The organism is Streptomyces sp. MMBL 11-1 (assembly GCF_028622875.1).
Lineage (GTDB): Bacteria > Actinomycetota > Actinomycetes > Streptomycetales > Streptomycetaceae > Streptomyces.
In genome coordinates, this window is the sequence record NZ_CP117709.1 from 5,783,454 (window position 1) to 5,798,210 (window position 14,757).

Sequence of the window (14,757 nt, forward strand, 5' to 3'; positions counted from 1 at the left end):
GTCACGGTCCGGCCGAACGGTGCAACCCTCCTTGCCCCGCACGGGTCTTGAGAGGTGAAGGACCGCAGTCCGCCAGCGAGCCCCACGACCGAAGGACTTCCATGCGCATCACCCCTGCCCGCCGCCGTACCCTGCGTGGCGGGACCGCCGCCATGGCCGCCACCGCGCTGGTGGCGCTGGGCGCCTCGCCGGCGGCCGCGGAGCCGGAGCCGGACCTCGGCGTCGGAACGATCGCACCGATCAAGGGGGTTCAGGCCGGAAGCGCGTTCTCCACCCCCCTGACCTTCCTCAACAAGGGGACGGCGGAGGTGCCCGTCTCCTACGTGACGTACGTCGTGTCGCCCGGTCTCCGGGCGGACGAGATGTACAAGAACTGCAGCTACTACACGATCCCCTCCCACGACGAGATGCCCGACTCCCACGTCGCCGCCTGCAGGATCGACCAGCCGCTGAAGCCGGGCGTCGTCTACGGGACGGAGAAGCCGCTCTCCCTCAAGGCGCTCGACTCCGCGCTCAACGACGACCTGCGGGTGAGGATCGGCGTCGTCGAGCCGGACCCGGACGAGGGCGACAGCGGCTCCACCGACCCCGTACAGGGCACCGGTGACCCGCTCACGCTGGTCGAGAAGGGCCCGGCCACCGACGCGGACCGGGAGAACCACCCCGAACCGGCCGCTTCGGCCGACGTCACCGCGGCGAACACCGCCGACTTCGGCCTGACCGGAGCGGAGCTGGAGGGCGAGGCCGGCGACGAGGTCACCGCGACGGTGGAGTTCGCCAACAAGGGCCCCGCCCGGGTGCAGGGGGAGATGGGCCGGAGCGTGGCCACCGTCGACATCCGGATCCCGAAGGGCACGTCCGTCGTCAAGGCGCACGGATACTGCGACGCGGTCACCAAGACGCACTACCGCTGCGGGACCTCGCAGTCCTGGGTGGACGCGGGCGGCGGCGAGAGCTACCCGTTTGTCCTGCGCATCGACAAGGCGGTCGGCCGCACCACCGGCGAGGTCTCCTTCAGCGGGCAGGAGCGCCCCTTCGACCGGAACGCGGCCAATGACACCGCACAGATCGTGATCGACACCGGCAAGGCCCCGGGCACCTCCGGCTCCTCCGGTTCCACGGGCGGTACCGGCGGTACGGGGGGTACGGGCGGCTCCTCGTCCACCGGAGGCTCCGGTTCCGCCGGCTCCACGAGCGGTACCGGAGGTACCGGAGGGACCGGCACCACCGGCGGCTCCGCCGACGCGGGCGGTTCGGCGACCGGTGGCGCGACCCCGCAGACGGCCGGCGGCGGCAACCTCGCCGCAACCGGCTCGGACTCCACCGTGCCGCTCGCCGGCATGGCGGCCGCGGCGGTCGCGGCGGGCGGCGGCATCGTCTGGGCCGTGCGCCGGCGGTCGGCGGCCCACGCCAACTGACGGCCTTCCCCTCCCAGCCCTTCCCCTCCGAGCCCTCCCCTCCCGGCCCGACGCCGACGCCGACGCCCTTGCGTTGACCTCGGCGTCAAGGAATACGTTCGTCCCATGCGAATCGGGGAGCTGGCGAGACGGGCCGGGACGACGACGCGGACACTCCGCTACTACGAGTCGCGCGGACTGCTGCCCGCGCGGCGCGCGGAGAACGGCTACCGCAACTACGACGAGGGCGACCTGCGTCTCCTCCTCCAGATCCGGACCCTGCAGGACTTCGGGTTCGACCTGGAGGAGACCAGGCCCTTCGTCGACTGCCTGCGCGCCGGTCACCCGGCCGGGGACTCCTGTCCCGCCTCGCTCGCCGGCTACCGGCGCAAGCTCGACGAGCTGGACGCCCTGATCGGCCAGCTCACGTCGGTGCGCGCCGAGGTCGGCACACAGCTCGCCCGAGCCGAACTGGAGGCGTCGGCCGCCCTGCCCGGTGGACCGGAGCCCCGCTGCGAACTGGGAGGACACCCATGATCCGGACCGAAGACGTCACCGATGTCACCGACGTCACCGACGTCACCGAGGAGACCTTCGAGGCGGAGGTGCTGGAGTCGGCGCTGCCCGTCCTGGTCCAGTTCACCGCCGACTGGTGCGGACCCTGCCGCCAACTCGCGCCCGTGCTGCGAGAGATCGCCCGCGAGGAGGCCGGCCGGATCAGGATCGTCCAGCTCGACGTCGACCGCGAACCCGGGATCACCATCCGGTACGGCGTGCTGGCGACACCCACTCTGATGGTCTTCAGGGCGGGCGAGCCCGTGAAGTCGATCGTCGGCGCCCGGCCGAAGCGGAGGCTTCTCCAGGAGGTGGAGGACGTCCTCGCCCCGATCGCCCCGCCGACCTGAACCGTCCCTGACCGCACCGCACCGAACCGCACCGGGCTGAACCGCACTGACCTGGACGCTTTCCCGGAAGTGCGTATCTGACAGTCAAGTGGGTTCTGGTCAGACGCTGTTCGCCCGCCCAGCATGATCCCCATGACGCGAGCGAACACGACCACCGGCACGACCACCAGCCCGACCTCCGCCCCCACGCCCGGCCCCACCGCCGTCACCGTCCTCGGCCTCGGCGACATGGGCCGCTCCCTGGCCCGCGCCTTCGTGGCCGCCGGCCACCCCACCACCGTCTGGAACCGTTCCCCCGGGAAGGGCGAGGACGTCGTCTCCCTGGGGGCGGTGAGGGCCGCGTCCGCCGAGGAGGCCGTTCGGGCGAGTGGGCTCGTCGTGGTCTGTCTCGTCGACTACGACGCCTCCGACGCGGTCCTGGAACCGCTGGCCGGGGCGCTGGAGGGGCGCGTCCTGGTCAACCTCACCTCGGACACCCCGGCCCGTTCGCGGCAGACCGCCGCGTGGGCCGAGAAGCACTCCCTGGCCTACCTCGACGGGGCGATCATGGTGCCGGTCGACGTGGTCGGCTCGGCGGCGGCGCTGGTGTTCCACTCCGGCGACCGGGCCGCGTTCGAGGCGCACGAGGCGACCCTCAAGGCGCTCGGCGAGCCCGCCACCTTCCTCGGCGAGGACCACGGGCTCGCCGCCGCCTACGACATGGCGATGCTGGACTTCTTCTACGGGGCCATGGGCGGTCTCGTCCACGCCTTCGCGCTGGCCCGTGCGGAGGGCATCGACGGCGCGTCGCTCGCCCCGTACCTCAACACGATCGCGGGCATCCTGCCGCCGATCGCCGCGTACACGGCGACCGACATCGACACGCGTACGTACGCGGGCGAGGGCGCGAACCTCGCCATGATGGCGGCCAGTGTCGACCACATCCTGCACACCGCGGAGGACCGCGGCCTGGACGTCTCGCAGCTGGCCGCCCTCAAGGGGCTCACCGACCGGGCCATCGCCCAGGGCCACGGCCCCGAATCCTGGTCGAGCATCGTCGAGGTGATGGCCGCCGGCCGCTGACCCGCCGCACACGGGGGAGGGGCCCGTACCGCGTCCACCACCGATGCGGTACGGGCCCCGGTCCTGCACGCCGGGCGGACTACGCCGGGCGGAACCACATCGTCGCCAGCGGCGGCAGCGTCAGCGAGACGCTGCGCGGGCGGCCGTGCGCGGGCACCGCCTCCGCCTTCAGCGGCTCCTCGTTGCGCACGTCGCCGCCGCCGTAACGGCCCGCGTCGGTGTTCAGGACCTCCACCCAGCCCTCCGCGCCGGTCTCCGGCACCCCGAGGCGGTAGTCGTGCCGGACCGCCGGGGAGAAGTGGGAGACCGCGAGCAGCGGAGAGCCGTCCGCGTCGTACCGCAGGAACGCGAACACGTTGTCCTCGGCCGCGCCGCCGTCCACCCAGCTGAACCCCTCCGGCACCGTGTCGCGCTGCCACAGCGCGGGCACCGCCCCGTACACCGCGTTCAGGTCGCCGACCAGGGTCCGCACCCCGCGGTGGTCGCCGGACGCCCCGTACGAGGGGTCCAGCAGCCACCAGTCCGGGCCGTGACCCTCGGACCACTCGGCACCCTGGGCGAACTCCTGGCCCATGAACAGCAGTTGCTTGCCGGGGTGGGCCCACATGAAGCCCAGATAGGCGCGGTGGTTGGCGCGCTGCTGCCACCAGTCGCCGGGCATCTTCGCCACCAGCGCCTGCTTGCCGTGCACCACCTCGTCGTGCGAGATCGGCAGCACGTAGTTCTCGCTGTACGCGTACACCATCGAGAACGTCATCTCGTTGTGGTGGTACTTGCGGTGGACCGGCTCCTTGGCCATGTACTGGAGCGAGTCGTGCATCCAGCCCATGTTCCACTTCAGCCCGAAGCCCAGGCCCCCGCCGTCGGTGGGCCGGGTGACGCCGTCCCAGGCGGTGGACTCCTCGGCGATGGTGACGACACCGGGGTTGCGGCGGTAGACCGTCGCGTTCATCTCCTGGAGGAAGGCGACCGCGTCCAGGTTCTCCCGGCCGCCGAACTCGTTGGGCGACCACTGGCCGTCCTCGCGGGAGTAGTCGAGGTAGAGCATCGAGGCCACCGCGTCGACCCGGAGCCCGTCGATGTGGAACTCCTCGCACCAGTACGTGGCGTTGGCGACCAGGAAGTTGCGGACCTCGGTACGGCCGTAGTCGAACTCCAGCGTCCCCCAGTCCGGATGCGCCGCGCGCCTCGGGTCGGCGTGCTCGTACAGCGGGCGTCCGTCGAACTCGGCCAGCGCCCAGTCGTCGCGCGGGAAGTGCGCCGGAACCCAGTCCATGATCACGCCGATGCCCGCCCGGTGCAGCGCGTCCACCAGGAAGCGGAAGTCGTCCGGGGTCCCCATCCGCGAGGTCGGCGCATAGAACCCGGTGACCTGATAGCCCCAGGAGCCGCCGAAGGGATGCTCGGAGACCGGCATCAGCTCCACGTGCGTGAAGCCCAGGTCCTTGACGTACGCCGGGAGCTGCTCGGCGAGCTGCCGGTACGTCAGTCCGGGTCGCCAGGACGCGAGATGGACCTCGTACACCGAGAACGGGGCTTCGTGGACCGGCCGGTCGCCCCGGTGCTCCATCCAGTCCGCGTCCTGCCACACATGGTGCGACGCGGTGACGATCGAGGCGGTCGCGGGCGGCACCTCGGTGCGCCGGGCCATCGGGTCGGCCCGCACCGTGTGCGAACCGTCCGGGCGGCAGATGTCGTACTTGTACAGCGTGCCCTCGCCGACCCCGGGCAGGAACAGCTCCCACACCCCGGTCGAGCCGAGGGAACGCATCGGGAAGCCGGTGCCGTCCCAGAAGTTGAAGTCACCCTTGATCCGTACGCCGCGCGCGTTCGGCGCCCACAGGGTGAACCGGGTCCCGGTCACCCCCTGGTGGACCATCGGCTGCGCGCCGAGCGCCCGCCACAGTTCCTCGTGGCGGCCCTCGCCGATCAGGTGCAGATCGAGTTCGCCGATCGCGGGCCAGAAGCGGTACGGGTCCTCCACCTCGATGGTGGTGTCGTCGTACGCCACTTCGAGCCGGTACGCGGGGGCCTCCGGCACCGGCAGCACCCCGGAGAAGAAGCCGTCGCCGTCGTCGTGCAGCTCGGCCCGCAGGCCGGGCGCCAGCACCGTGACGGACCGCGCGAACGGCCGCAGCGCCCGTACCAGCACCCCGCCGGGGACCGGGTGCGCGCCGAGCACGTCGTGCGGAGCGTGGTGGTCGCCGGCGAGCAGCCGGCCCCGGTCCGCGCCGTCCAGGGCCGGTGCGGGGCGGGCGCCCTGGGCGTCCCCGGCCTGCCGCGGGCGCGGCGGGCCCGCGTCGGCGCGCCGGGGCCGGGCGCGCTTGGCGGTCGCGACGCCGGTGGCGGGCGCGGGCGGCGGCGCGGACGCCACGTCGACGGCGGCCTCGGTTTCGGCCGCGGCTTCGACGGGGGCCTCGGCCGCGACCTCGACGGGGACTTCGACGGTCTTGCGGGATGCCTTGCGGGATGGCTTGCGGGCGGTCACGGGGACTGCCTCCTCGAAGGGTGAAGGGGAGAACGCGAGAGGGAAGAGGGAGAAGCGGGGAGGGAGGGAGGGCAGGGCGGTGACGGAAGCGGGGAGAGGGCGGTGACGGGGGCGGGAAGAGGTCGGTTCACGCCGCCGCCGACCGGGCCAGCCGCTGGATGGCCGCCATCGGAACCGGCAGCCAGTCGGGGCGGTGCCGGGCCTCGTACAGCACCTCGTACACGGCCTTGTCGGTCTCATGGGCGCGCAGCAGCTCCGGTTCGCCGCGCGGGTCGCTGCCCGACGTCTGCGCGTAGCCCTCGCAGTAGGCGGCACGGCAGCGGGCCGCCCACTCCGGGTTCCACGGGCGGTGCGAGCGGGCCGCGTAGTCGAAGGACCGCAGCATGCCCGCGACGTCGCGGACCGGGGGCGCGGGCATACGGCGCTCGGGCAGGGGGCGGGCCGGTTCGCCCTCGAAGTCGATCAGCGACCAGAAGCCGTCGGCGGCCCGCAGCGTCTGTCCGAGGTGGAGGTCGCCGTGCACCCGCTGCTGGGCCCAGCCGCTGCCCCGGACCCCGAGGTCCGTCACCGCCTCGAACGCGGCGCGCAGTCCGGGGACGTACGGGACGAGCGCCGGGACCGCTTGGGCGGCGGCCTCAAGACGCTGGGTCATCCGGGAGACGAGCTGCCGGGTCTGGGTGCCTCGCAGCGCCGGGGTCGGCAGCGCGGCGGCGAGCGCGGTGTGGACCTCGGCGGTGGCCCGGCCCAGCGCCCGCGCCTCCGGCAGGAAGTCGCGGCCCGCGGCGAGCGCCGCCAGCGCGAGCTGCCAGCCGTCGCGCGCGCCGTGCAGGAAGGGCTGGAGGACGCCGAGGGTGAGCGGCTCGGGGCCGGGCGCCTCGAACCAGGCGACCGGGACCGGCACCCGGTCGCACCCCTCGCCGCCGAGGGCGAGCGGCAGTTCCAGGTCCGGGTTGGTGCCCGGGAAGACGCGCCGGAAGATCTTGAGGATGAACGCGTCCCCGTAGACGAGCGAGGAGTTGGACTGTTCGGCGTCCAGTACCCGGGGCGCGAGACCGGCCGGGATCACGGCGGTCCGCTCGAAGCGCAGCGGGCCGAGGCTCCCGGGGCGGCGGAAGCGTTCCAGCAGCAGACTGGCCAGCCGGGGGTCGCACAGCGCGTCGTAGACGGTCCGGCCGGCGAGCGGGCCCCGTTCCACCCGGCCGATCAGGGCGCCCGCGAGGAGCGGTGGCAGTGACGTATCTGCACCGAGGAGCAGTTGGTAGCAGTCCTCGGCGGGGCGGTTCTGCCGCGAGGGCTGTTCGACCCGCAGCAGCAGGTGCAGCAGCCCCGGTCCCGCCGTGCCGTCCAGCGGCAGCATCTCGGTGGCCGAGACCAGGGAGAAGCCGGTGACCGGCCGGCCCTTGCCGGCGAACCACCGTTGCCGGGGCAGCCAGGCGTGGAGCAGCGGGGCGAGGGAGGGGAGCAGGGTCCCGTCCGCCGTGCTGCTGGGCGTTGCGCTGTTCCTCGTGCTCTTCGCCAGGGCGACGTGAGTGGATGCAGCCTCCGACATGGCATCGCGTCCTTTCCCCGGGCACACCACAGGATGCGAAGAGTGTCCCGGATTGCGGCAATGGCTGTCCGGCTGTGCGGGACGTGTCGGGAGAGGAGAGCCCTTACGGACTCGAACGGCGGAACGGTGAAGGCCGAAGGCGCCGGAGAGGTAAGGCCCAAGGCCCCGGAGAGGTAAAGGCCCAAGGCCCTTCCATGGCGTCAGGGTGCCCCGTGCGGGCCGGTGGAAACCGGCCCGCACGGGCGGGACCGGCATCAGGCCGGCGGCGCGTCCTTGCGCAGCCGGAACCAGTAGAAGCCGTGCCCCGCAAGGGTCAGCAGGTAGGGCCACTGGCCGATGGCCGGGAAGCGTACCCCGCCGATCAGTTCCACCGGATGGCGTCCGTTGAACGATCGCAGGTCCAACTCCGTCGGCTGGGCGAACCGCGAGAAGTTGTGCACGCACAGGACGAGATCGTCCCCGTACTCGCGGGTGAACGCCAGGACCGCCGGGTTGGACGAGGGCAGTTCGGTGTACTCGCCGAGACCGAAGGCCGGATTCTGCTTACGGATCTCGATCATCCGCCGGGTCCAGTGCAGCAGCGAGGACGGCGAGGCCATCGACGCCTCGACGTTGGTGACCTGGTAGCCGTAGACCGGGTCCATGATCGTGGGGAGGTAGAGCCGCCCCGGGTCGCTGGAGGAGAACCCGGCGTTGCGGTCGGGCGTCCACTGCATCGGGGTGCGCACCGCGTCCCGGTCGCCCAGCCAGATGTTGTCGCCCATCCCGATCTCGTCCCCGTAGTAGAGGATCGGGGAGCCGGGCAGCGACAGCAGCAGGGCGGTGAACAGCTCGATCTGGTTGCGGTCGTTGTCCAGCAGCGGGGCCAGCCGCCGGCGGATGCCGATGTTGGCGCGCATCCGCGGGTCCTTGGCGTACTCCGCGTACATGTAGTCGCGCTCTTCGTCCGTGACCATTTCGAGGGTCAGCTCGTCGTGGTTGCGCAGGAAGATGCCCCACTGGCAGTTCTTCGGGATCGCCGGGGTCTTGGCCAGGATCTCGGAGACCGGGTAGCGGCTCTCGCGGCGCACCGCCATGAAGATCCGCGGCATCACGGGGAAGTGGAACGCCATGTGGCACTCGTCGCCGCCCTGCTCGTAGTCGCCGAAGTAGTCGACGACGTCCTCCGGCCACTGGTTGGCCTCGGCGAGGAGCACGGTGTCCGGGTAGTTGGCGTCGATCTCCTTGCGGACCCGCTTGAGGAAGTGGTGGGTCTCGGGGAGGTTCTCGCAGTTGGTGCCCTCGCGCTGGTAGAGGTAGGGCACCGCGTCGACCCGGAAGCCGTCGATGCCCAGGTCCAGCCAGAAGCGCAGGGCCGCCAGGATCTCCTCCTGCACCGCCGGGTTCTCGTAGTTGAGGTCCGGCTGGTGCGAGAAGAAGCGGTGCCAGTAGTACTGCTTGCGCACCGGGTCGAAGGTCCAGTTGGACGTCTCGGTGTCGACGAAGATGATCCGGGCGTCCTGGAACTGCTTGTCGTCGTCCGCCCAGACGTAGTAGTCGCCGTACGGCCCGTCCGGGTCGGTGCGGGACTGCTGGAACCAATCGTGCTGATCGCTCGTGTGGTTCATGACGAAGTCGATGATGACGCGCATGCCCCGCTGGTGCGAGGCGTCCACGAACTCCACGAAGTCGGCGAGGTCGCCGAACTCCGGCAGTACGGCGGTGTAGTCGGAGACGTCGTAGCCCCCGTCGCGCAGCGGCGACTTGAAGAACGGCGGCAGCCAGAGGCAGTCGACACCGAGCCACTGGAGATAGTCCAGCTTGGCGGTGATGCCCTTGAGGTCGCCGATTCCGTCGCCGTTGGAGTCCTGGAAGGACCGGACGAGCACCTCGTAGAAGACGGCGCGCTTGAACCAGTCGGGATCGCGGTCCTTGGCGGGAGTGTCCTCGAACGTGTCGGGGACAGGCTCATTGACGATCATGGTGTGGGTGACCCTCCGGTCGGCGGGGACGGTCGCAGGACGGCGATGTGCGCGGGCGTGACGCCTGGCTCCAGACGCACATAGAAGGCCCTGCCCCAGTGGTAGGTATCGCCGGTGAGCTCGTCGCGCACCGGTACGCGCTCGTGCCATGACAGGCCGAGCCGCTCCATGTCCAACGAGACCGTGGCCTCCTGGGTGTGGTGCGGGTCGAGGTTCACGACCACCAGAACGGTGTTCGTTCCGGAGCGCTTGCTGTAGGCGATCAGCGCTTCGTTGTCGGTGTGGTGGAAGTGGACGTCGCGCAGCTGCCGCAGAGCGGGGTTACGCCGGCGGATCCGGTTCAGCGAGGTGATCAGGGGGGTCAGCGTGCGGCCTTCGCGTTCCGCCGACTCCCAGTCCCTCGGGCGCAGTTCGTACTTCTCCGAGTGCAGGTACTCCTCGCTCCCCGGCGCGGCCGGGGTGTTCTCGCACAGCTCGAATCCCGCGTACACGCCCCAGGACGGGGAGAGTGTCGCGGCCAGGACCGCCCGTGCCTCGAAGGCCGGGCGGCCGCCCTCCTGGAGGTAGCCGGGAAGGATGTCGGGGGTGTTCACGAAGAAGTTGGGCCGCATGTGGGAAGCGGCGTCACCGGCCAGCTCCGTGACGTAGTCGGTCAGCTCCTGCTTGGTGTTGCGCCAGGTGAAGTACGTGTACGACTGCTGGAAGCCGACCGCGCCCAGGGTGTGCATCATCGCCGGGCGGGTGAACGCCTCCGCCAGGAAGATGACATCGGGGTCGGCGCCGTTGATCTCCTCGATCACCTTCTCCCAGAAGACCACCGGCTTGGTGTGCGGGTTGTCGACCCGGAAGATCCGCACCCCGCGGTCCATCCAGAAGCGCAGGACGCGCACCGTCTCCGCCACGAGACCGCGCATGTCCTTGTCGAAGGCGATCGGATAGATGTCCTGGTACTTCTTCGGCGGGTTCTCGGCGTACGCGATCGAACCGTCGGGGCGGTGGTGGAACCAGTCCGGGTGCTCCTTGACCCACGGGTGGTCCGGCGAGCACTGGAGCGCGAAGTCCAGCGCGATCTCCATCCGCAGAGTGCGGGCCACCGAGACGAAGTGGTCGAAGTCCTCCAGCGTGCCCAGCTCCGGGTGGACCGCGTCGTGCCCGCCGTCCGGCGAACCGATCGCCCACGGCACGCCCGGGTCGTGCTCCCCGGGCGTCAGGCTGTTGTCCGGGCCCTTGCGGTGCGTCGTCCCGATCGGGTGGACCGGCGGCAGATACACCACGTCGAACCCCATCGCGGCGACCGCCGGAAGCCGCTCGGCGGCCGTCCGGAAGGTGCCGCTGACCAGCCGCGTCTCCGCGTCCGGCGAGGTGTCCGCCGGGTCCACCGGCACCCGCTTCGCGCCCTCCGAGCGGGGGAACAGCTCGTACCACGACCCGAACAGCGCCCGCTCGCGCTCCACCCGCAGCGCCAGCGGCTTGGAGCGGGTGACCAGTTCGCGCAGCGGGTACCGGGCCAGGACCGTCTCGGCGGCCGGGGTCAGGGCGGCGGCCAGCCGGGCGGCCGGCGGGTGGGCCGTGTCGCGCAGCGCGTCCACCGCGGCCAGCACCGCCTCGCGGCCGTGCTTCTTCGGGACACCCGCCGCGGCCCGCTCCAGCAGAGCCGCGCCCTCCGCCAGCACCAGGTCCGTGTCGATGCCCGCCGGGATCTTGATCGCGGCGTGGTGCCGCCAGGTGGTGACCGGATCGCTCCAGGCCTCCACCGTGTATGTCCAGCGGCCCTCGGAGGTCGGAGTGACATCGGCCCCCCACCGGTCCGTGCCCTGCGCCAGCTCGCGCATCGGGGTCCACGGCCCGACCCGTCCGCCCGGATCGCGCAGCACGACGTTGGCGGCCACCGCGTCATGGCCTTCGCGGAAGACGGTGGCACTGACCTGGAAGGTCTCACCGATGACGGCCTTCGCCGCCCGTCTGCCGCAGTCGACGAGAGGACGGACGTCCAGGACGGGGATACGACCGATCATGGAATCACCTGGGGGCTGGAGGAGCTCGGCGTGCACGGGGGACGGCACGGGCGCGGAGGACCGACCGCGTGTGCCGCGAAGACGGGGATCTGTCCTTTGTAGCTGCTCGGCTGCCTGCTGACGGGCTGTGGGCATGGCCGCTCCTGTCCGCGTTCACTCGAATGGCACTCGAATGGGTGGGTCGCGGGGGTTTCGTGCATGTTTCCGGAGGCACGGAGAAGGTCTGCCGGCCGGGTCGTGCCGCGTGCCGGGAAGCCTCCCCCGCGTCCGCGGGTGGGAAATCCGGCGCTGTGTCGACTACGCGGCCGCAGCCGACCGGCTCGGGCCCCGCCGGGAATCGCGGGACAGTCCTCGGGGGAGCCCGAAGCGCCCCACGGGTTCCGGATACCCGCTCTGCGGCGCCACACGGCAGCCTTCCCTGTGGCAGGGCGGCCCACAAGGCTGCGTACGGGGTGAAATCGGCCAAACCCCCAGGTGAGCGAAGTGACGGGGGATCACGGGCGGGGCGGGAGGTGCCCCTGGGGGAAGGTGCGCGACGCCGTGCCCGGGCCTCGCGCGCCGTCCGCGCGCCGTGGCGGGGCCGCCACGGACGGCCGCTGCCTCCAGGGGTGACGGAAGGGACGCACACCGTGGTGCGTCCGCCCGGATGCGCACGTCCCCTGTAAAGGTGGAGCACGTGAAGGCCATCCGTCGATTCACCGTGCGCCCTGTCCTCCCCGAACCCCTCCGACCCCTCCACCACCTCGCGCACAACCTGCGCTGGTCGTGGCACACCGAGACCCGCGAGCTCTTCCGGTCCGCCGACCCCGAGGGCTGGCGTCCCGCGGACGCCGACCCCGTACGCCTGCTCGGCTCGCTGTCCGCCGGGCGGCTGGCCGAACTGGCCGGGGACGAGGAATACCTCGCCCGCCTCGCCGCGGTCTCCGCCGACCTGGCCGAGTACCTCGACGGTCCCCGCTGGTACCAGCAACAGCGGGCCGCCGGAGCCGAACTCCCTTCCGCCGTCGCGTACTTCTCACCCGAATTCGGCGTCACCGCGGCGCTGCCCCAGTACAGCGGCGGCCTGGGCATCCTGGCCGGCGACCACCTCAAGGCGGCCAGCGACCTCGGCGTCCCGCTCATCGGCGTCGGCCTGCTCTACCGGCACGGCTACTTCCGCCAGACCCTCTCGCGCGAGGGCTGGCAGCAGGAGCACTATCCCGTCCTCGACCCCAACGAACTCCCGCTCGACCTGGTCCGCGAGGCCGACGGCACCCCCGCCCGGGTGGTACTCGCCCTGCCCGGCGGACGCTCGCTGCACGCCTGCGTCTGGCTGGCCCGGGTCGGCCGGGTGCCGCTGCTCCTGCTCGACTCCGACGTCGAGGAGAACGCCCCGGGCGAACGGGACGTCACCGACCGGCTGTACGGCGGCGGCAGCGACCACCGGCTGCTCCAGGAGATGCTGCTCGGCATCGGCGGGGTGCGCGCGGTGCGCACCTGGTGCCGGCTGACCGGCACGCCGGAGCCGGAGGTGTTCCACACCAACGAGGGCCACGCCGGCTTCCTCGGCCTGGAGCGCATCCGTGAACTGATCCCCACCGGGCTCGACTTCGACGCCGCCCTCGAAGTGGTCCGGGCCGGGACCGTCTTCACCACCCACACCCCGGTGCCCGCCGGGATGGACCGTTTCGACCGGGGGCTCGTCGCCCGCCACTTCGGTGAGGACGGCGAGCTGCCCGGCGTGGGCGTCGAGAAGATCCTTAGGCTCGGCACCGAGACCTACCCCGGCGGTGAGCCGGAGCTGTTCAACATGGCGGTGATGGGTCTGAGGCTCGCCCAGCGCGCCAACGGCGTCTCCACCCTGCACGGTGCCGTCAGCCGGGAGATGTTCTCCGGGCTCTGGCCGGGCTTCGACCCGGCCGAGGTGCCGATCACCTCCGTCACCAACGGGGTCCACGCACCGACCTGGGTCGCCCCCGAGGTGTTCCGGCTCGGCGCGAGCCAGGTCGGCGAGGGCCGCGCCCACCAGGTGCTGGCGGGCGGCGCGGTGGACGACGAGGCCGCCTCGCGGAGTGGCACCCCACGCCGCTGGGACGCGGTGACCGGCATCGGCGACCAGGAGATCTGGGACCTGCGCCGGGACCTGCGCGGCCAGCTGGTCACCGAGGTCCGTCGCAGGCTCTACGCCTCGTGGCGCCGGCGCGGCGCGGGCACCGCCGAGCTGGGCTGGATCGACGGCGTCCTCGACCCGGACGTCCTGACGATCGGCTTCGCCCGGCGCGTCCCCTCGTACAAGCGGCTCACGCTGATGCTCCGCGACCGCGACCGGCTGCGGGCGCTGCTGCTGCACCCGACCCGCCCGATCCAGATCGTCGTCGCGGGCAAGGCCCATCCCGCCGACGACGGCGGCAAGCGGCTGGTGCAGGAACTGGTGCGGTTCGCGGACGACGCGGGGGTCCGCCACCGCATCGTCTTCCTCCCGGACTACGGGATGGGCATGGCCCAGAAGCTCTACCCGGGCTGTGACGTCTGGCTCAACAACCCGCTGCGCCCGCTGGAGGCGTGCGGCACCAGCGGGATGAAGGCGGCGCTGAACGGCTGCCTCAACCTGTCCGTGCGCGACGGCTGGTGGGACGAGTGGTTCGACCCGGACTTCGGCTGGGAGATCCCCACCGCCGACGGCTCGGCGACCGACGAGGACCGCCGCGACGAGCTGGAGGCGAACGCCCTGTACGCCCTGATCGAGGACCGGGTCGCCCCGCTCTTCTACGACCGGGGGACCGGCGGTCTGCCCGACCGCTGGATCGAGATGGTCCGCTCCACCCTGGTCAACCTGGGACCGCGGGTGCTCGCGGGCCGGATGGTGCGCGAGTACGTGGAGCGCCTGTACACCCCCGCCGCGCAGTCCCGGCGGGCCCTGGACCCGGCGGCCGCGCGGGATCTCGCCCGGTGGAAGGCCAGGGTCCGGGAGGCCTGGCGCGGGGTCTCCGTCGACCATGTGGAGTCGGTGACCGGCACCGCGGCGGGCGGCTCGGCGGAGCTCGGCGCCACCCTGGCGCTGCGGGTGCGGGTCGCGCTCGGCGGCCTGGACCCGGACGACGTGGAGGTCCAGGTCGTCGCGGGCCGGGTCGATTCGGGCGACGCCATCGCGGACGCCCAGGTCTTCCCGCTGAAGCCGGCGGGCGGCCAGGACATGGAGGACCGCTGGCTGTACGAGGGGCCGCTCGCGCTGGACCGGACGGGACCGTACGGATACACCGTGCGCGTTTTGCCCGCCCACCCGTTGCTGGCCGGCGGCGCCGAACTGGGCCTGGTCGCGCTGCCGGCCGAGGCGGCGGCGGGGGAGGGCGCGGGCGTGCTGCTGCGCTGAGCGCGCCCCGGCGGAAGGGAGGGACCCGGCA

Annotated in this window: 9 protein-coding genes; 5 read left to right on the forward strand and 4 right to left on the reverse strand. The window is 72.1% G+C overall.

All coding sequences use genetic code 11. The features are described from left to right. The first annotated feature begins 101 nt into the window (after positions 1-101). From PSQ21_RS25940 to PSQ21_RS25955, 4 genes are all read left to right on the forward strand, one after another. Positions 102-1,418, forward strand: a complete 1,317-nt coding sequence (locus PSQ21_RS25940; protein WP_274033437.1) for an LAETG motif-containing sortase-dependent surface protein — start codon at positions 102-104, stop codon at positions 1,416-1,418. 105 nt (positions 1,419-1,523) lie between these two features. After that, the gene (locus tag PSQ21_RS25945) at positions 1,524-1,934 is read left to right on the forward strand and encodes a MerR family transcriptional regulator (protein WP_274033438.1); all 411 of its coding nucleotides are present in this window, start codon (positions 1,524-1,526) and stop codon (positions 1,932-1,934) included. After that, on the forward strand, positions 1,931-2,302 hold the full coding sequence (gene trxA / locus PSQ21_RS25950; RefSeq protein ID WP_274033440.1) for a thioredoxin: 372 nt from the start codon (positions 1,931-1,933) through the stop codon (positions 2,300-2,302). Before PSQ21_RS25945 ends, trxA begins: the two co-directional genes overlap by 4 nt. Before the next feature lie 132 nt (positions 2,303-2,434). Then, on the forward strand, positions 2,435-3,364 hold the full coding sequence (locus PSQ21_RS25955) for an NAD(P)-dependent oxidoreductase (RefSeq protein ID WP_337961687.1): 930 nt from the start codon (positions 2,435-2,437) through the stop codon (positions 3,362-3,364). Positions 3,365-3,443: 79 nt separating this feature from the next. On the opposite strand, the gene glgB is transcribed toward PSQ21_RS25955, so the two are convergent. From glgB to PSQ21_RS25975, 4 genes are all read right to left on the reverse strand, one after another. Continuing rightward, complete coding sequence (glgB, locus tag PSQ21_RS25960; protein ID WP_274033443.1) at positions 3,444-5,852, reverse strand: 1,4-alpha-glucan branching enzyme; 2,409 nt, start codon at positions 5,850-5,852, stop codon at positions 3,444-3,446. Positions 5,853-5,979: 127 nt separating this feature from the next. Continuing rightward, positions 5,980-7,401, reverse strand: coding sequence for a maltokinase N-terminal cap-like domain-containing protein (locus PSQ21_RS25965; protein WP_274033445.1), 1,422 nt, complete (start codon positions 7,399-7,401; stop codon positions 5,980-5,982). A 254-nt stretch (positions 7,402-7,655) separates the two neighbouring features. After that, positions 7,656-9,362, reverse strand: a complete 1,707-nt coding sequence (gene treS, locus PSQ21_RS25970; RefSeq protein WP_274033446.1) for a maltose alpha-D-glucosyltransferase — start codon at positions 9,360-9,362, stop codon at positions 7,656-7,658. Beyond that, positions 9,359-11,377, reverse strand: a complete 2,019-nt coding sequence (locus tag PSQ21_RS25975) for an alpha-1,4-glucan--maltose-1-phosphate maltosyltransferase (protein WP_274033448.1) — start codon at positions 11,375-11,377, stop codon at positions 9,359-9,361. Before PSQ21_RS25975 ends, treS begins: the two co-directional genes overlap by 4 nt. Before the next feature lie 676 nt (positions 11,378-12,053). On the opposite strand from PSQ21_RS25975, the gene glgP reads away from it, so the two are divergent. After that, on the forward strand, positions 12,054-14,726 hold the full coding sequence (glgP, locus tag PSQ21_RS25980) for an alpha-glucan family phosphorylase (protein WP_274033449.1): 2,673 nt from the start codon (positions 12,054-12,056) through the stop codon (positions 14,724-14,726). Positions 14,727-14,757 lie beyond the last annotated feature (31 nt).